This is a genomic window from Bacillus sp. 37MA, assembly GCF_000372765.1.
Classification (GTDB): Bacteria; Bacillota; Bacilli; order Bacillales; family Domibacillaceae; genus Domibacillus; species Domibacillus aminovorans.
In genome coordinates this window covers 755610-772411 of sequence record NZ_KB889752.1, presented here as the reverse complement: position 1 = coordinate 772411, position 16802 = coordinate 755610, and the positions used below count along the sequence as shown (strand labels likewise).

The window sequence follows — 16802 nt, the reverse complement described above, 5'->3', positions numbered from 1 at the left end:
TCACATTCGATCAACCCCTTGCGCTAGTCGCTTTGTTTATTTCGAGCAAAGAAAAAAGCATCCTGGTAAATGTGGTAAAACAAAGTGAACTTTTTCTTATTTAGTCACTATTTTATTTTTGTCTTTATACATTTCCATATCAGCAAATTTTATTATTTCTTCAAGAGTGATATTCATTCCACTCTTATAATGGAACATACCACGGCTAATAGAAATAAAATAGGGTTTATCTATTGTTTGATTCGTTTTATTTATTTCCTTCATTATATTGTTCCATATGTTATTGATATTGGAAATATCTTTGTTTAAGAAAGCAAGGACAAACTCATCTCCACCATAACGAAATAGAATATCATCATTTTCAATAGCTTTATTAATTGCTAGACAAGTCAATTGAATTAAACAATCACCCTCGAAATGCCCGTATACATCATTAACATATTTTAGTTTGTTGACATCAATAAAACAGACAGTTAACTTCAAATTTTGCTTTTGTGCTTTTTCCAGTTCATGTTGAAGTAATTCCATACCATACCTTCTATTGAATATCCCTGTAAGAGTGTCCGTAGAAGCATGTTTTAACAACTCATTTTCCATCTTTTTTAGATGAGTAATATCTGTAATTCCAGTTAATATACAATTTTCATTTTTATAAACAACTAGTTCACAATTTAGTAATACCCATACATTTGATCCTTTAGAATCTTTTAAATTAAGTGTATAGTTTTTAACACAGCCTGAATCTCCAAGTTCCTTGGCTAGGATATCCCGTTCACTTAGGTCCTTATATAAATGACTTGCTCCAAACTTTTCAAGTGAATCTGTAATCGAATTGAAGAAAAACTTAGCTTTTTCATTAATTAAAATAGCTTTACCATCCCTAACACTTGTAAGGAGCATAGGATAGGGATTTACCTCGAATATTTTCCTGAAATTCCTTTCATTTTCCTTTAGCTTTTTATTATTGTAAAAGTCTTTTTTTCTATAAAAGAAGAATGTTGTAGCAATCAGTACAGCGAAAACTACTGCTGCCGTAGAATTTACTTGTTTTGATAGTAAGGAATACTTCGATTTTTCTAAGATGGAAAGACCTATAAGAAAAAAACTATGATTTATTAAAAGTATAAAAAACAAGTATTTTATATTTACTGGAAACAACACAGCCACCGTGATAAGAATAATCACATAAGCATCAATATTTCCAGTCAGTCGTTGGCTATTAATTGATGCTAATGCACCTAAAAAAACATAACCAAAAATATAAAAATGCGCTATTGCGGACAACAATTTAGGGTTTATTGATCGTTTTCTATTTCTGATCAACCTCTGAAAAGATAAAAAAACAAGGGATAAAATGAACCCAGCTGAATGAATGCATACAAGAGTAAACTTAAAAATCGAATCTAATACATCCTTTAATGCTATAAAATCAAAATATAAATAAAAGACATAACTCATGACTAACACTATAGAAGCAATTTTTATTCTGTACCATACAATCTCATTATTTAGTCTAGTCAACTCTTCCGTGAATATATCTTCCGCAAGGATATCTTTAATATGTCGAAAAAGAATCGGTAGTTTAACAAACAATAACATCATTTCCTTTAATATTAATTTTTATTATTTTAACACACCCCTTCATTTTTCCTTTTTAAGAAATTACTTCACTAAATAAAAACAATTAAAAAAGTTTATCCTTCTCATATATACGGCAGCAGTACGACATAAAAAGTTTATTTTGGACATAGAAAAAGCATCCCGGAGATGCTTGTATAATTACATTATAAGTTCTATAGAATAAATATCAGCAGATGAAAATGTTCTTTCACCAGTGGTATTCTCAAATTTAGAATCCCCTGATTTATTCTTAATCCCTGCTATTAGGACATCGATAAACGGACCTTCCGTTTCGTTCGGATCATAATTTTCAATAGAATTATAAGCAAAAACCTTACCATTTTTAAGTTTTACTACCGCTTTCAAAATACCACCCCCTCTCCTTTACATAATTCGACAAAACTAGACAATTTCCTGCAATGTAGAAGAACACTGAAAATATTTCACATCGTATCAACCTCTTGTGCTATTTGCTTTGTTTATTTTGAGTAAGAAAAAAGCACCCCGGAGGATGCTTCAACTGATGTTTATCATTGTTTCTGTATCAATTCCTAAACTAACCAATATTTTTTCTTCTACTTCTCGCATTTTTTCTTCATCAAGAACCGTGATTTTCGCCCCGATTCTGAACTTATCTATTGTTCTTATCTGTTCAAGCATTATTGTAGAATCTACCTTTAAACCATGTTTCCCTTTGTTTATCTCTACATGAGTTGGAAGTGGCTTCTTATGTACTTTAGTTATTATTGCTACAATCACAGTGCTTGAATATCTATTGCCCACATTATTTTGAATTATAAGTGCCGGTCTAACCCCCAATTGTTCCGACCCTATCCCTGGAGAAAAGTCAATCATGTAAATTTCTCTCCTTTTAATATCAGCCATCAAATCACATCCCCTTCATCCTATATTTCGACAAAATCAGACAATCCCCTGCAATATAGAAGAACACTGAAAATGTTTCACGTCATATCAGCCCCTTGCGCTAATTGCTTTATTTATTTTGGCTCTTTTCGTAAACATTGTTGCTTTTGAATAATACAAGAAAATTAAACGGTTTTTTATTACTATTGTATAATTGGTAAAGAGAGAAAATTTTGTTATTTTACAAGGGGTTGTTCAGATGGTTGAATGGGTTCAACAAGCAGATGGAATTTGGCAATACATCGCTTTATTTTTAATATCAATATTGCCATTACTGGATGTTTTTTATATTATTCCAGTAGGTATTATGTTGGAGATGTCACCTGTAGCCGTTGGGATTATTGCTTTTTCAGGAAATTTTATTATGGTTTTAGTCTTTGCAATGTTTTTTAGACAAATTTCTGAATGGCGTAACAAACGGAGAGAAAAAAAGGGGAAATCAGAGCCTTCAAAAAGAGAAACTAGAGCCAGACATATTTGGGAAAAATATGGTCTTCCAGTGTTTGCTTTGCTTTCACCCTCGTTACTTGGAACAGATTTAGCAGCTTTAACAGCTCTTTTGCTTGGTTCATCTAGAATTAGAGTAATTACTTGGATGGGAATCAGTTTAATCATTTGGTCAATTCTTATGACAGTTGGCTCTGTTTATGGCCTCAAATACGTAAATTGAATTTAAATTTAGACACCATAACAAAAAACTATTTATCTAGTCAGTAAATAGTTTTTTTGTTGTTAGCTAGGATAGTATAATCTCTGAATAACTGGTTAATTAGATAAAATTGTTTTCACCTTCAATACTACTTTATTGCTCAGTGCGGTAGCATCTTTTTTTTACTATCAACTGGTTCCAAAAGTTCTATTTCTATTGCAGCCAGCTTAATCCGTCCATTATTGGCTTCCATTAATTTAAAGGCTGTTTTCTATAGCCATGTCCTAGCAGTATCGGTAAAAAAACAACAATCTTTGCGAAAACAGCCTTTATTTTAGTCATAAAAATAGCACCCCATTAGGATGCTTTTATTTACGCATTTATAATTTTTTCGAACGCCTTTTTTAAATATGAATCAAATCTGCAATCATTTAAATAACCACCCAATCGACTAACACAAATCTCATTACTAGAAGGTAAGATCGAATCCAATATCTTTAGTTCACTTTCTTCTCCTACATCGATGCACACTTCAATACTCCCAACCTTGCGTTTAAAGGCCAGTTTATTGTCATTAATTATAATTTTAGCGAAAAATTCTTCCCCTGGTATATTGTAATTAACCTGAATTTCCCCCCTTGAAACAGGAATGAAGACTCTCATACCCTCTTCAAATCGCTTAACATGGTTATTTATATAGTTCTCAGCTTCATCTAATTTAGTTTGATAATCTAAAGCTTTGACATATTTCCGTCTTAAATGCTGTAGTAACTGACTTTCAAAATTCATACTTAAACATCACCTTTCAACTTATATTTCGTTACATTTCGACAAAAGGTGATGATTTCCTTCAATACAAAATGCTACCTTAAAGATAACTCCTGCGTACTTTATTTTTTACCTTCTCATATATACAACAGATGTACGACAAAAATTAAGTATCTTTCTTTCTCCAAACCAAATCTACCATGTTCATCTTTCTTTCCGAGTTATAGATCAAATCGAATTCGTGTTTCTTGTAAAACTTTTCCAATCTTTCAATGTGATCTTCGTCAATCCTAGATATCCATCCTTCAATAACCTTAAATTTATTATCAATCGCATATTCTTTTAAACAGTTTAAAAGTAAAGAGCCATATCCCTTATTTATAATTTCCCCAAATACTCCAATATCGGCTAAAATTAACTTACCATTCTCATCTTGGTATGCGTGCAAATGAGCTCTCTCTATACTAACTCTTTCTTCTGGTATTATTAATGCTTTAATAAGAATAAATTCAGGCTCCATGTCGTCTCTATTAAAGATTATAACTGTATCTTCCTCCCTCTGAACGATTTTCCTAATATGGTTTCCTGATTTTTTAAGATCATTTATTTGAAACTCAACCTCTTCTTGCCTTGATCTTCTACGTGTTGTTTTTCCTGTATCTTCTGAACTAAATAATCTATAAATTTCATCAAACAAAAAAACCACCCTTTATTCCTGATGTTTTATACCTATAAATATAAGTCAGACTCCTTTATGAAACAAGAAAAAGTCTGCCATTTTTCCGATCTTCAATTTTCCGCTCTGCCCGTTCTAAATACGTCTGAACGGATGATTTTGTGACACCGAGCAATTCGGCTGTATATTCAAATGATAATCCCTCTGCCCTAACCAGTGTGAACACATCTTTTTCCCTTTCTGTTAAATCACCAAGCACGTCATCAAGCAGCCATTGTTCATCCGCTGTGATCTTTCGTTCTTCCATAACCACACGATTCGGCACAACGGCTTCAATCAGTTTCGGATCCAATGTATAAGCACCAGTCTGATCCGCTCCACGCCTTGCATCTGGATTCCGTCCGGACACCATCCATTGAATCACAAACTCTGTTTCGCTGATCATGCTGTTGATTAAGCTTTTATCCTGGTTGTCTTGTTCCGACAATTCCGGTTTCGATTCTATGGCTGCCTTCATTTCTCTCAATGACCGCAATGATTGTTTGTATTCATAAATGAGTGCCCGCATGGTTGTCCTCCTTATTTTTGTCTAAACGCTCCGCCTTTTGCTCGTCCATATCGTGCTCGACCCATTCCCGTGATTTCTTTCCATTCTCGTTCAGACAGCTTCTCCTGCTTCTTCTGTGGTTGCTTTTCTTTCTTCCATTCTTGTTTCACTTCCTGGTGGTCCTTCTTCCACTGCCTCAGCTGCTCTTTCATCGATAGATTCATCACGAACACTTCTTTGGTAGCAAAAATAGATATAAAATTGCAGATTGGTTGCAACGATAGACGCTGTTGCCAAAATGATTGGTTTTGGGTAAATTTGTTACAATCTAAAAACATGGAAAAGAAAAAGGGCACCGAATAGACGCAGCTGCAGAATATGCTTGCGTTCATTCAGTGCCTGTCGGTTTTTCCGTAGAGGCTTTATCGATATTTAAGTTAATAAATATTTTATGCTGTCTTAACGTTTCGACTTCAAAAGGCAAAACTTATTTTGTTTTAGTCAAATTTTTTCGAAGCACTGCATAAATAGCTACAACCACCGCTCCCACTAAACCCATTATCAAATCCGTCATTGTATCCTTATTGCTGTCTTCTTTTAAAGCACCTATAACAGCCCCGGTAAATTCAGCGCTTTCCCACAGAACACTGATCATCACCGAAAATGATAAAACAAACAAAAAGATCATCCATCGCGAAACTCCTTTTTGTAACCCATTTGGCAAAAGAAAGTTGTAAATAGCTATGCCATTAAAACCTGAAAAGGCAGCCCCAAAGAAATGAAGCATTGTATCCCACCATGGAAAACGATCATAAAATTTCAAGGTGGCTCCCAAAAAAAGCGTACAAAACAAGAGAAGATAGTAGCTGATAATCAAAGGCAGGTTAAAAGGAGTCTTTTTAAAAAATAAAAGCGAAAGGGGCACCGCACCGCATAAGATCCTGCCAAGTGCAGCCGGCCAGGTAGAGAAATTTCCATTTAACATGTCTCGAATAACAACTGCTATTATTAGAACGGCAAACATTATACTTAAAAACAAAATAACTTTTTTTTCACATCATCACCCTCTAAAAATTTTTTCTTAGTATGTTCAATAAAGGTCGTCTCAACCCAATGATGAGAGCAACCATCCCTTTATACAATTTTTAAGCGTACGCTGATCAAATTAATCCTTTGAGATTTGTTAAGGTATTGTACCAAAAAGTAATTTTCAGCATGAAATAAGATTGATACGAAGAGTTAGTTGATATCGTTTTATTAACAGGAGGTGAAGATAATGAATAAAAATTAATTTAAATTTTAATCAAAATGGACAAAATTCACCGCTACCAGAAAATTATGCTGCCAAGCTAGCCGTTATTGCTTCAGCAATTACTACGTTCGGTGATGCCTTAGCAACTGTTGCAGCAGCATTAGCATTATAAGAAGCTGAGTCTTCTAACTCCGATACACAAAATCAAAGAAGTCAATCTGACCGTGATAAACAGTTGATAAAGATGCAAAAGCAAATTGACTACTTAACAGATCAATTATCAAATAATAATAAACGGAAGAATTAAGCTACATATCATAGATTTTCACATTTGAAAATGATCACTTTCAAGGTTTGTGTCTCCTGTTGATCACTCTCCCTTACACCTCTTATATAAGATTTTATGCTTGATTTCTGTTCCCTCAATATTCTTTTTGTTTAATTTTCTCTCCTTTGGATAAGACTAGTAACTAATTCAAATTTACTCACCGAAGGAGGCCATCACAGTATGCAATTAATTGATATTGTTGCATGGATAATCTCAATCCTTTTATTTATAGGTTTCGTTTTTTCTTTAATTGCTTTATTAAAAAAACCGAAATTGTCACATGAAACTGAAAGTGAATTTTCCTCAAAGTTGAACAAAGATGCTCTTAAAAGAAAATGATGATGCTTGCCTAAAATTCAACAAGTTCAAATAATTAAGTACTGCGTGATGCTTTATTATTTGCTGTGCAACGCCTACCATTGATTAAACCTTCCGTTTCTGCGTTGTCTCCAGACGGTCCACCTTGCCGCCCATCGTAATAACGACTGTTTCTCCATAATCCGGCAGCTCATGTGGAATCAACTGATCGTCCTTCATGTTGCAGCTGCTCTTTCAAACTAGGTTTCATCACGTTCACTCCTTTTCGACAATAAAAAAGGACACCAAGCTCTAAAGCAGGTGTAAACCTACTCTAAAGTTTGATGTCCGTCGGTTTTTCCGTTGGGACGTTGGTTATTTAGTTTTTAATTTGTATAATTTTTTTCTTGACTAGTTAAACTGTCACTGTTCGATAGTTCCTTACTGAATCCGGCAGATTCACTCCTAACCACCGGGGGTTTTTTAGCTCCCCGGCTTTTTATGCTGTAAGATGATCGTACTGTTCATTTAACTGATTACATTTTCACCGTTTGAATCACTTATTAAAAACAAATAGGAGCCCTTGCCCTCTCCTATTTAGATGCCTTCATTTTATCACCTTGTAGCAACTATCCTTGTCCTGGAATAGTTGCTTTTTTCGAGCAGCTAATTAAAATCGAAAACGACAACCAATAAGCGCCACCATCCTTATGTAATTATATATATTTACCAATTTGACCAAATTTATCTTGAATGTACATCTTTTGTAATGTAAACTAGTGTGAAAATATACATATAAAAGGAGGTTATACACTTGGGTAAACTCTTTAAATTGGGTTGTTTTGGTTTAATCGCTCTAATCATTATCATCATTGTCATCATTACCTTTGTAGCAAATGGCGGCGATGACGCAACCGCTCCGACATCATCGACCGGAACAACAACAGAAGCGCCGGCAGAAACATCCGAACCTGCTCCAAAAGGTGTCCTCACACAAGATAAATTCGATCAAATCAAGGATGGCATGTCTTATGAAGAAGTCGTTGGCATTATCGGTTCAGAAGGTGAGCTCCTTTCTGAAACAGGTGAGGCTGGTACTGAATTCCACACACTCATGTACCAGTGGACATCCTCTGACACCACATTCGGCAATGCAAGCTTCATGTTCCAAGGCGGCAAATTAATCAGCAAAGCACAAGCAGGGCTTGGTAAATCAAGCGATGTAAAGATTACCGCTGAAGAATTTAACCAGATCCAAAACGGCATGAGCTATGCAGAAGTACAAGAAATTGTCGGCGGCGCTGGTGAGCTAACATCTGAAACAGGTAGCGAAGGCGACCAATTCCACATGACCATGATTACGTATTACGGTGATTCACTTGGAGCTAATGCAATACTTAGCTTCACGGCTGATAAACTAGATTCAAAAACGCAATTAGGATTAGAATAAATTTACGGCTCTGCTCACGCAGGGCTTTTTCTTTTGCCCTTTTTGAATAAACCGTACAAATTCGGGTATTAGCCTATAAAAAGGAGAGTTTCATATGAACCAAAAAACTACCTATTTTGAGATTCATAAAGACTACCTACTCCGACTCGACGAACAAACAAGACAGTACGAACTAGATCAGTTTGAGACAGTCCAGCTTCACATGTATAACTGGCTACAAAAGGAACGAAGACTCTCGCCTGATCGAGCACAAGCGGTCATTGAGCATCTTCCCGTAAATCGCACTTTAGAAGAAATACTGTAGTAAGTAACCAATGAGTCTACAGGCTTTTTCTTTTGTCTTAATAAGGACATATATTCTATATGAGACGGAAAGAAAGGCCGGGGATTAGCCCCGCTTGTTTCTTGCATTTCTTTAAAGCTTAAGTTGTATAAATTACTCCGGGATGATTAAACTATTTTTGCATGAGAACTCAACTCCCTCTTGCATACGTCAGATTTACTCCTACTAGCCGAGGGTTTTGGCCCCCTCGATTTTTTGATTTAACTTTAAATAAAATGGAAATAATTATATTAACTGGAGCATTTTGCTATGTTAATGTCCGGTTTTTCAACGTCGGGGTGGAAACCCGACTTTTTATGTTGCGATATGTTCGTACTTTTCATTTAACTGATTACATTTTCACCTTTTGAATTATTGCTGCGTATACTGAAAACAATTCCTTGCTTTTTAACTTTTTTAGAAATCTTGCCCTTTTCGAGTAACTATTCTTATCATGGAATAGTTACTCCTTGGCCATACTGTTGTTCACTTTTGGCTGCCTTACATAAATTTCTCTTGGATGGTTAAACTGTTGTTGCATGAGCGTTCACTCTTGCGTATGTGTCAACCTCACTCTTCTCAGCCAGGGGTTTGGCTCCCCCCTGGTCTTTTTGTTAAACCTTAATTAATATGGATATAATTTTATTTGCCGGAACATTTTGCTGTGTTAATGTCCAGTTTTTCAAAGTCGGGGTGGAAACCCGGCTTTTTTGTGTTGCGATATGTTCGTACTGTTCATTTAACTGATTGAATTTTCACCGTTTGAATCATTGCTGCGTATACTAAAAATAGATAGGGGCTCATCTTCCCCCTATTCAACGACCTTCTTCGAAGCAACTATTCTGCTCCTCGAATAGTTGCTTTTCAACATGCAAAAAATAAGTTTATATTGTATATTGATCGTATATTTTGTTTTCAAATGGATACTTTAGGTAAAAACTCTGGTTGCGAAAAGGAGCAGCAGAACAACATGTATTTTATAATCATCGCCTTTATCATTCCTTGGCTCATTGTGCTGCTACATCTTCATCCAAAAGATAAGAAACTAATCCCTTTGATCGGTCCATTTGGTGTAGTTGTCTCATTTTTAACAAATGAGTTAGGACTTTATTTTGGCTTTTGGGAAGTGTATCCCTTTCCAGATCTTAAAACCATAGCCACGCTCCCTTTTAATTTAGGCCTTTTCCCTATCCTTGGCTGCTACATGATTTTTTTTATAAAAAAGAGAATGACCCACCCTTACTTTGTCGTTTTTCTCGCCACACTCTTTACTACTATTCTTGAATTCATATTCGTTTTAATGGGGAAAGTGACCTATGGAAACGGATGGAACATTCTTTGGACTTTTGTTTCGTATCTGATCCCTTACCTCTCTGCTTATTGGTTTTACCTCTATTTAATAAAACTAAAAGTGAAATGGTACTTTCCATTGATTTTTTCATCAACAGTTTGTGTCTACTGTTGATTAAATTTTTCTTTTCGTATTATCTTCAAGACGATCTACTCTGCCACCGACCATAACAACAACGGTTGAACCATAGTCAGGCAATGTATGAGGAATCAGTTTACCGTCCTTCACCACGTACATTGTTTTATCATTCATTAAATCTATCTCAGCTGTCATTTTTTCATGGTCAATCTTCATAACACAGGACGCCCCCAGAATGTTAAAATAGAATTGCGAGTAATATTTTAAAAGCTGAGAGAAATCTCGGTTTTTTTGCATACATTTTGTCGAAACGGGTATAGTTTAATTGTTCAATACTTTTTCTCAATCATCTCTAATACCTTTTTAATCTTTGTAACCGGGAGAAATCTCGGTCTTTTTTGTTTAGTTTTCTCCTGGATGGTTAAACTGTTACTGTGTTAAGTTTTCTCATGAGTAAGAACCTTCCAATATTTGTAGCCGGGGCTTCCTCGGCTTTTTTTATTTTAAAGATAATATCCTCTCACAAAAACCATTTCATTTTACCTAGTTTTATGATATATTTTACCCGTGTTAGTTACCAGGAAACCAGGAGGATTATCATGAGTAACACTCAGGTTACTTTTTGCGAATTGCTATCTCACATTAACAGCCTTCGACATCTTATGATTACTGCCGAAAAGCAACATGGTCTTAACAGCCCAGAAACGTTACGGTACAGTGAAGAATTAGATGAGCTCATTCTTCAATTTCAACTTCAACTTCAAAAATAAGTAATGATTGTAGCCAGGGACTTGCCTTGGCTTTTTACCTTTTCTGTAACCCATCAAAAATTGTGATATTTTTAGATGCTTTGTCGAATGCATGGTAATTCTTTCCGCGGTATTTTATGATATTCCCTGTTATGCTTTAGCAAACAAATGCGTACAGGGGGAATGCAATGTTATCTACCCAATTAAGTCTGGAAGACTTATCCGCTCAAATCAATGATATGCGTAAGTTGCTGATAGCCACTGGTTTAAAAAAGGGATTTTCAGATATCGAAACCCTTAAATATAGTGAAGAATTGGACAAGTTAATTCTCCAATTTCAATTGCAAAGCAGACTTTAAAAATCTGGGGAAGATCGATCTTATTTAATTTTAGTTTTTTGCATAATCTTTTCTAAATTGAATATATTTTTTTCGTATGACGTATTCTCGTCATACTCATCTCAGGCCTTTATTCTTTAATACTCAATTCTTTTACAGTCAGGTATTAATCTGGCTGTTTTTTTGTTCAAAACTCCACTTTCACTTTGATTTTCATCGGGATTTCTTCTGCCATCATGATGTACCCTAGTTGATGACTATTTTCTGAATTGAATTTTTGCACTTCATCCACTGATTTCATCCTCCTTATATGTCTACTGTTGATCACTCTCCCTTACACCTCTTATATAAGATTTTGTGCTTGATTTCTGTTTCCACAGTATCCTTTTTGTTTAATTTTTTCCCAGTTGGATATGACTAGTAACTAATTCAAATTTACTCAACGAAGGAGACCATCACAGTATGATGCTAATCGATATTGTTGCGTGGATAATATCAATAATTTTATTCATTAGTTTCATTTTTTCTTTAGTGGCTTTATTAAGTAAACCAAGATTGTTACGTGAAACTGAAATGTTATCTACTCAATTAAATTTAGATGACTTATCCACCCAGATTAACGATATTCGCGAGTTAATGATAGCCTCTGGTTTAAAAAAGAGATTTACAGATATCGAAACCCTTAAATATAGCGAAGAACTGGACAAATTAATTCTCCAATTTCAATTGCAAAGCAGACTTTAAAAAACTATCGAGAATAAATATCATTTTTTGTATAATGTTCTCTTTGATGGTTAAACTGTTACTGTGTTAAGTTTTCTCATGAGTAAGAACCTTCCAAATATTCGTAGCCGGGGACTTTCCTTGGCTTTTTTTGTATATATTTTTCTGAATTGGTTATACTTTGGTTATAAGTCGGTTTCACCTAACCGTCATTCTCTTCCCACTCTTGCATCCGGACAGGGAAACCGGTCTTATTTAACTTTACTTATTGTACATATATTTCTATGAATTGAATAAACTAGTATTACGTCAGGGTAAATTCCTTCTATATTTTGTACCGAGGATTTCCCTCGGCCTTTTTTGTGTAAACTTTTGAATAACGGGTATATTGTTTTTGTATGACGTTCCCTCGTCAGACGCACCCTGCAAATACAACTCTTTTACAGTCAGGCTCCGGCCTGGCTATTTTTTGTTTAAATTTCCACTTTCACTTTGATTTTCATTGGAATTTCCTGCGCCATCTTTGCTGTTCTATGGCCTGGCTCAATGAGTTCTTTCACCCGATCTTTCGCTTCATCTAGCAATTCAAAACTTTCGATGCTGTATGCACCAAATCCACCTGGAACAATTACAAAATACATATCAATTCCCCCTCTGTTTTTAATGCATTAATCCTCGTTTAATGTAATTCGGTAACTCTTGTCCGCATCGAAGAGCCTGTGCAAACGTGCATTGAGGACAAATAACTTCCCCTTTATCATCTGGATATTTGAATTCTGTGATTTTACTTTTCGTATCTTTAATCTTCCACCCTGTCAAAAGGACAGGTAGCTAGGTAGCTATCTGTATTAGGTTTATGTCATTTATAGCAAATTTAAAATCTCACCCATGTTGTTTGTCCGTTTCCAAGTTACTATGAGGTGCATCTAATAGAGTAAGTAAGGAGGTGTTTTTAATGTATCGTCCTGTTAGACCAATCATCTGTCCCCCAAAGTGTGTATTTCATGATTCCTACATTACACGTGAGGTTCCTGTTATTCACCCAATCGTGAATATCAATCGTCAACATATTGTCAATGTTCCCCGCCATATTTATCAACCTACTACAAGAAATGTCGTGGTAGACCCTGGTTATCCGACGGATTGTTGCCCTCGTCCTCGCTGCAGATAACACTTTTTGATTTTTATAGAACCATTCCTACAAGATTCGGCTCTATTTTTTCATACTATATTTAGAAAGAGGTGATAGTTATGAGTTCCCAAAATTGTAATGACTCTGGATCTGGATATGGATCAGGCTTTGCACTAGTTGTTGTCTTGTTCATTTTGTTAATCATCGTTGGCGCATCTTTCATGGGTGGCGGATACGGTGGTGGTGGTGGTGGATGCTGCTGCTAGGTACCAAACCATTATCCATAAGACCCTTTTGAATTAAATACATTATTGTGCGACTGTATAAAATAGCTACAGTCGCTTTTTAAATTCAATATTTGTGAACGTTTTACGCATCCTGCAGCATCCTTTCTCTTAACTCAAAGAACCATTCCTTATCTGCATTCATGATCGCTAAATCGATAAGACTGTCATAATCTTCTTTCAAAAGAGACGAATCCAACGGTACAATTAAACTCATTGAGCACGTAGCTGGAGCTGGTTTGATGTTTTCGGGAATACCTTTTATAAACCTGGTTATTCTCGTCACATGAACCGTCTCTAAATCTTGCGAAAAGCTATCAATATAACTCATGTACCAATACCGGCCAGACGCCGCTAAAACCCAATCGCCTGCTTTCAAGGCTGCCACTCCCTTTTTAATAGATAGTTTTGACGTACTGTGACGTATTTTTTTAAATTGCTTATCCATTTCTGCTTTCCAAACATTAAATATAAAATTACTTTTAATTTATCAATTCTAACCATATAATTAAGCAATTAAACGAAAGGAGGAATTGAAATTGAAACATAATGCTTTGCACCAATGGCAAAAAGATCATAATAAACGTGTAAAAGAATTCCATAAAAATCACGCTTCTCAAATAGCCAATGGAGAAAACGGGAATGGTTGGTTAGCCAAACTAGAAAGATTTGTCTATACCAAAGGAAGGACTCTTTTAAAAACAGTGAAATAATATTCTAATAATCAACTGCTCCTTTTTAGGACAGTTCTTTTTTTATTATTGATGTATATTTTGTTACGCAGTTTGTGTCTACTGTTGATCAATCGTCTTTTCGACTGCCTATTTTGATTTCGCTTAAACAACCAAATATGAGTACAATCCACAACGTCGTCCACCATGGATGCTCGAAAAAGATTTCCATATCACACCTTCCTTTTCTCTTTTGTCTCGAATCGGTCCACATTCCCACCCATCGTAATGACGACGGTTTCGCCGTAATCCGGCAGCTCATGCGGGATTAACTGACCGTCCTTCACCACGTACATTGTTTTATCATTCATTAAATCTATTTCAGCTGTCATTTTTTCATGGTTAATCTTCATACCACAGGACGCCCCCAGTCTGTTAAAATAGAATTGCGAGTAATATTTAAAAAGCTGGGGACTTACCTCGGTTTTTTTTGTATAAACTTTTCTGATATGGGCACACTGTTTTTATACGACGGTTTACCGTCACACTCCAAACCCTTTATTTTTCCGTTAGTATAGCCGGGGCAACCTGGCTATTTTTTTATTGAAAAATATATCTGTTTCCCTCACCAATTCTTAAACATTCCACAAAAAAGACTATTCCCATACCGACTATATCCAGCTGCTTTTCTTTGCTGCTTAATCCGTTCGTATTCGTCATAACCACGGTGACGATCGACGGTGAATAAAAATTGCCATTCCATGCCGTCTGGAAGACGAGCCGTTATTAAATCCACTGTGTATGCCTTTGCTTCAATTTCCTTACGACTCAATTCATGTACTCCTGATCTCACAACATCCATCACTTTCTGCACCGGTTTATTTTCAATTCGTGTGACTTCTTTCTGTTTTTCAACACGTTTCTTTTTACTCTTATAGTTAATAACCCCCGCTTTTCGCAAGGTTTGCATATATCGTCCGACTGTACTATCACTCACTCCTCCCAGAGCAAAACCAATCCGTTTGTATGTTGGAAGTACTGCGTGTTCTGCTTGGTACGTCCGGACAAAAGCAAGTGTTTCTCGCTCACGTTTGGTCAAGTGCATGATTTTCCCTCTTTCTTTTCAAGACTGGCAATGCGCTTTTCTGCCCTTGAAAGGCGAATTGTTTGTAAAACTCCAGTAATAACAAGAATGCTAATGGTCATACTCGCCATCATGCTTCCTCCTTTTTATCTCGATCATTCCCCTACGCATCCTGCAGCATCCTTTCTCTTAACTCAAAGAACCATTGTCGATCTCCTGTCTTCATCGCTAAATCAATCAGTTCATCATAATCCTCTTTTATAAGAGACGAATCCAACGGTACAATTAAACTCATAGAGCACGTAGCTGGCGCTGGTTGGATGTTTTCGGGAATACCTCTTACAAACCTGGTTATTTTCGTCACATGAACCGTCTCTAAATCTTGCGAAAAGCTATCGATATAACTCATGTACCAATACCGGCTAGATGCTGCTAAAACCCAATCCCCAATGTTCATCACGCCACCCCTTTTTTAAAATAAACTGAGCTGTTCGATAAACTGCGATGATTCTTCTCTATCGAATATTGCTACCTCTGGAATCTGTTCCGTTGCGATTTCTCCCGATTGGATAGCTTGTAAACTTTCAACGTGTCTAAAATTCTCAAACCAGTGCACAGGCAGGCTGCCAAGTAATCCTTCTAGTTCTGGATTAGGATAGTAATCCACATGGCTACCATATCCTCGAGCAATGACGTAATATTCTTTATCTCGCCGATCTTTTGATGCTTCCCAACACCATACAAGCTTTGCGACATATACTTCGTTTAGTTCAATTTCTACCACTCGTTTTGGCGGTTCCTGTGGCCACTCAGTCGTTTCAACTTCTTCTTTGACCTTGAATCTATCGATTGGAAAACAGCCGGTGTGTGCACTCTTGCGCGGAAACCTAGATGCGTACACATAATCCGTACCTGCAGGGAATAAATAAAATGTTTCGCCTGCAGGTAAAATATCCGAATCGATGCATGTCCCTTGCAACATCAAGGCTACCACTCCTTTTCAGTTCACATTTTGATCGTACTGTTGATTAAAAATTAACTCTCAGTAGCAAATTGTCTCTTTTCAATGATTGATTATTTAACCATTCTCCTTCACTCTTTCGTTTGAGATTTGTTAAGGTATTGTACCGAAATGTAATTTTTAGCATAAAATAAGATTGATACGATGATTCATTTAACATCGTTTTATTATTGAGAGGTGAAATCTATGAATAAAAATAATTTAAACAATAATCAAAAAGGCCAAAATTCATCATTACCAGAAAATTATGCTGATAAGCTCGCCGTCATTGCTTCAGCAATTAGTACGTTCGGTGATGCCTTAGCAACTGTTGCAGCAGTATTAGCATTGGAAGAGGCTGCTAACTCCAATACACAAGATCAAAGAAGTCAATCTGACCGAGACCAGCAGTTGATAAGGATGCAAAAACAAATTGACTACTTAACAGATCAACTATCAAATAATAATAGACGGAAGAATTAAGCTACATACCATAGATTTTCAGTTCATTATGGCATTTGAAAATGATCACTATTCGTAATGAATTTTCGAATTATTG

Annotated in this window: 26 protein-coding genes; 10 read left to right on the top strand and 16 right to left on the bottom strand. The window is 35.8% G+C overall.

All coding sequences use genetic code 11. The features are described 5' to 3' along the window. Positions 1-96 precede the first annotated feature (96 nt). The 3 genes from A3M5_RS22150 to A3M5_RS0104085 form a co-directional block, all read right to left on the bottom strand. Positions 97-1593 carry a GGDEF domain-containing protein gene (locus A3M5_RS22150; protein WP_018392494.1) on the bottom strand — a complete coding sequence of 499 codons (1497 nt, stop codon included), beginning with the start codon at positions 1591-1593 and terminating at the stop codon, positions 97-99. Positions 1594-1779: 186 nt separating this feature from the next. Then, the gene (locus A3M5_RS0104090) at positions 1780-1986 is read right to left on the bottom strand and encodes a hypothetical protein (protein WP_018392493.1); all 207 of its coding nucleotides are present in this window, start codon (positions 1984-1986) and stop codon (positions 1780-1782) included. Positions 1987-2136: 150 nt separating this feature from the next. Continuing rightward, on the bottom strand, positions 2137-2505 hold the full coding sequence (locus tag A3M5_RS0104085) for a type II toxin-antitoxin system PemK/MazF family toxin (RefSeq protein WP_018392492.1): 369 nt from the start codon (positions 2503-2505) through the stop codon (positions 2137-2139). A 238-nt stretch (positions 2506-2743) separates the two neighbouring features. On the opposite strand from A3M5_RS0104085, the gene A3M5_RS0104080 reads away from it, so the two are divergent. Beyond that, on the top strand, positions 2744-3214 hold the full coding sequence (locus A3M5_RS0104080) for a small multi-drug export protein (protein ID WP_018392491.1): 471 nt from the start codon (positions 2744-2746) through the stop codon (positions 3212-3214). Between the two features lie 351 nt (positions 3215-3565). Here A3M5_RS0104080 and A3M5_RS0104075 read toward each other — a convergent pair whose 3' ends face one another. From A3M5_RS0104075 to A3M5_RS25120, 5 genes are all read right to left on the bottom strand, one after another. Further along, on the bottom strand, positions 3566-3982 hold the full coding sequence (locus tag A3M5_RS0104075) for a hypothetical protein (RefSeq protein ID WP_018392490.1): 417 nt from the start codon (positions 3980-3982) through the stop codon (positions 3566-3568). A gap of 145 nt (positions 3983-4127) precedes the next feature. Continuing rightward, positions 4128-4658, bottom strand: coding sequence for an N-acetyltransferase (locus tag A3M5_RS23610; protein ID WP_018392489.1), 531 nt, complete (start codon positions 4656-4658; stop codon positions 4128-4130). A gap of 55 nt (positions 4659-4713) precedes the next feature. Further along, positions 4714-5205 carry a sigma factor-like helix-turn-helix DNA-binding protein gene (locus tag A3M5_RS0104065; protein WP_018392488.1) on the bottom strand — a complete coding sequence of 164 codons (492 nt, stop codon included), beginning with the start codon at positions 5203-5205 and terminating at the stop codon, positions 4714-4716. Positions 5206-5216: 11 nt separating this feature from the next. Then, a complete protein-coding gene (locus A3M5_RS0104060) occupies positions 5217-5408 on the bottom strand; it encodes a hypothetical protein (protein ID WP_018392487.1) in 192 nt (63 codons plus the stop codon). Between the two features lie 263 nt (positions 5409-5671). Next, complete coding sequence (locus tag A3M5_RS25120) at positions 5672-6208, bottom strand: DUF2238 domain-containing protein (protein WP_034298961.1); 537 nt, start codon at positions 6206-6208, stop codon at positions 5672-5674. Between the two features lie 736 nt (positions 6209-6944). Here A3M5_RS25120 and A3M5_RS25685 point away from each other — a divergent pair. The 3 genes from A3M5_RS25685 (at position 6945) to A3M5_RS0104030 (ending at position 10298) form a co-directional block, all read left to right on the top strand. Further along, positions 6945-7103, top strand: coding sequence for a hypothetical protein (locus A3M5_RS25685; RefSeq protein ID WP_018392484.1), 159 nt, complete (start codon positions 6945-6947; stop codon positions 7101-7103). Between the two features lie 772 nt (positions 7104-7875). Then, the gene (locus A3M5_RS0104040; protein WP_018392482.1) at positions 7876-8511 is read left to right on the top strand and encodes a DUF3862 domain-containing protein; all 636 of its coding nucleotides are present in this window, start codon (positions 7876-7878) and stop codon (positions 8509-8511) included. A gap of 1292 nt (positions 8512-9803) precedes the next feature. Further along, complete coding sequence (locus A3M5_RS0104030; RefSeq protein WP_018392480.1) at positions 9804-10298, top strand: CBO0543 family protein; 495 nt, start codon at positions 9804-9806, stop codon at positions 10296-10298. On the opposite strand, the gene A3M5_RS0104025 is transcribed toward A3M5_RS0104030, so the two are convergent. Continuing rightward, positions 10299-10478 carry a hypothetical protein gene (locus tag A3M5_RS0104025; RefSeq protein WP_018392479.1) on the bottom strand — a complete coding sequence of 60 codons (180 nt, stop codon included), beginning with the start codon at positions 10476-10478 and terminating at the stop codon, positions 10299-10301. A gap of 383 nt (positions 10479-10861) precedes the next feature. On the opposite strand from A3M5_RS0104025, the gene A3M5_RS24265 reads away from it, so the two are divergent. From A3M5_RS24265 to A3M5_RS26765, 3 genes are all read left to right on the top strand, one after another. Further along, on the top strand, positions 10862-11032 hold the full coding sequence (locus A3M5_RS24265) for an aspartyl-phosphate phosphatase Spo0E family protein (protein WP_018392478.1): 171 nt from the start codon (positions 10862-10864) through the stop codon (positions 11030-11032). Between the two features lie 167 nt (positions 11033-11199). Continuing rightward, on the top strand, positions 11200-11370 hold the full coding sequence (locus A3M5_RS24260) for an aspartyl-phosphate phosphatase Spo0E family protein (protein ID WP_018392477.1): 171 nt from the start codon (positions 11200-11202) through the stop codon (positions 11368-11370). 552 nt (positions 11371-11922) lie between these two features. Next, positions 11923-12093 (top strand): aspartyl-phosphate phosphatase Spo0E family protein, encoded by a 171-nt coding sequence (locus tag A3M5_RS26765; RefSeq protein ID WP_082193955.1) that lies wholly within the window; start codon positions 11923-11925, stop codon positions 12091-12093. A 452-nt stretch (positions 12094-12545) separates the two neighbouring features. On the opposite strand, the gene A3M5_RS25115 is transcribed toward A3M5_RS26765, so the two are convergent. Further along, positions 12546-12713, bottom strand: coding sequence for a hypothetical protein (locus A3M5_RS25115; protein ID WP_018392474.1), 168 nt, complete (start codon positions 12711-12713; stop codon positions 12546-12548). Positions 12714-13323: 610 nt separating this feature from the next. Between A3M5_RS25115 and A3M5_RS24245 the strand changes: the two genes are divergently transcribed. After that, the gene (locus A3M5_RS24245; protein WP_018392473.1) at positions 13324-13470 is read left to right on the top strand and encodes a YjcZ family sporulation protein; all 147 of its coding nucleotides are present in this window, start codon (positions 13324-13326) and stop codon (positions 13468-13470) included. 103 nt (positions 13471-13573) lie between these two features. On the opposite strand, the gene A3M5_RS0103990 is transcribed toward A3M5_RS24245, so the two are convergent. Next, positions 13574-13867 carry a hypothetical protein gene (locus A3M5_RS0103990; RefSeq protein ID WP_155894755.1) on the bottom strand — a complete coding sequence of 98 codons (294 nt, stop codon included), beginning with the start codon at positions 13865-13867 and terminating at the stop codon, positions 13574-13576. A gap of 160 nt (positions 13868-14027) precedes the next feature. Here A3M5_RS0103990 and A3M5_RS25675 point away from each other — a divergent pair, with 160 nt between their 5' ends. Next, a complete protein-coding gene (locus A3M5_RS25675) occupies positions 14028-14201 on the top strand; it encodes a hypothetical protein (RefSeq protein ID WP_018392471.1) in 174 nt (57 codons plus the stop codon). Positions 14202-14392: 191 nt separating this feature from the next. Here A3M5_RS25675 and A3M5_RS22130 read toward each other — a convergent pair whose 3' ends face one another. The 5 genes from A3M5_RS22130 to A3M5_RS0103955 form a co-directional block, all read right to left on the bottom strand. Next, complete coding sequence (locus A3M5_RS22130) at positions 14393-14572, bottom strand: XtrA/YqaO family protein (RefSeq protein WP_018392469.1); 180 nt, start codon at positions 14570-14572, stop codon at positions 14393-14395. 212 nt (positions 14573-14784) lie between these two features. Then, the gene (locus A3M5_RS0103970) at positions 14785-15264 is read right to left on the bottom strand and encodes a LexA family protein (protein ID WP_018392468.1); all 480 of its coding nucleotides are present in this window, start codon (positions 15262-15264) and stop codon (positions 14785-14787) included. Further along, positions 15255-15377: a hypothetical protein gene (locus A3M5_RS26355; protein WP_286130521.1), complete on the bottom strand. Its 123-nt coding sequence runs from the start codon at positions 15375-15377 to the stop codon at positions 15255-15257. Before A3M5_RS26355 ends, A3M5_RS0103970 begins: the two co-directional genes overlap by 10 nt. A 29-nt stretch (positions 15378-15406) precedes the next feature. Further along, positions 15407-15700 carry a hypothetical protein gene (locus tag A3M5_RS0103960; protein WP_018392466.1) on the bottom strand — a complete coding sequence of 98 codons (294 nt, stop codon included), beginning with the start codon at positions 15698-15700 and terminating at the stop codon, positions 15407-15409. Positions 15701-15715: 15 nt separating this feature from the next. Further along, positions 15716-16225, bottom strand: a complete 510-nt coding sequence (locus A3M5_RS0103955; RefSeq protein WP_018392465.1) for a hypothetical protein — start codon at positions 16223-16225, stop codon at positions 15716-15718. A gap of 225 nt (positions 16226-16450) precedes the next feature. Between A3M5_RS0103955 and A3M5_RS0103950 the strand changes: the two genes are divergently transcribed. After that, positions 16451-16726: a hypothetical protein gene (locus A3M5_RS0103950; protein ID WP_018392464.1), complete on the top strand. Its 276-nt coding sequence runs from the start codon at positions 16451-16453 to the stop codon at positions 16724-16726. The last annotated feature ends 76 nt before the right edge of the window (positions 16727-16802 follow it).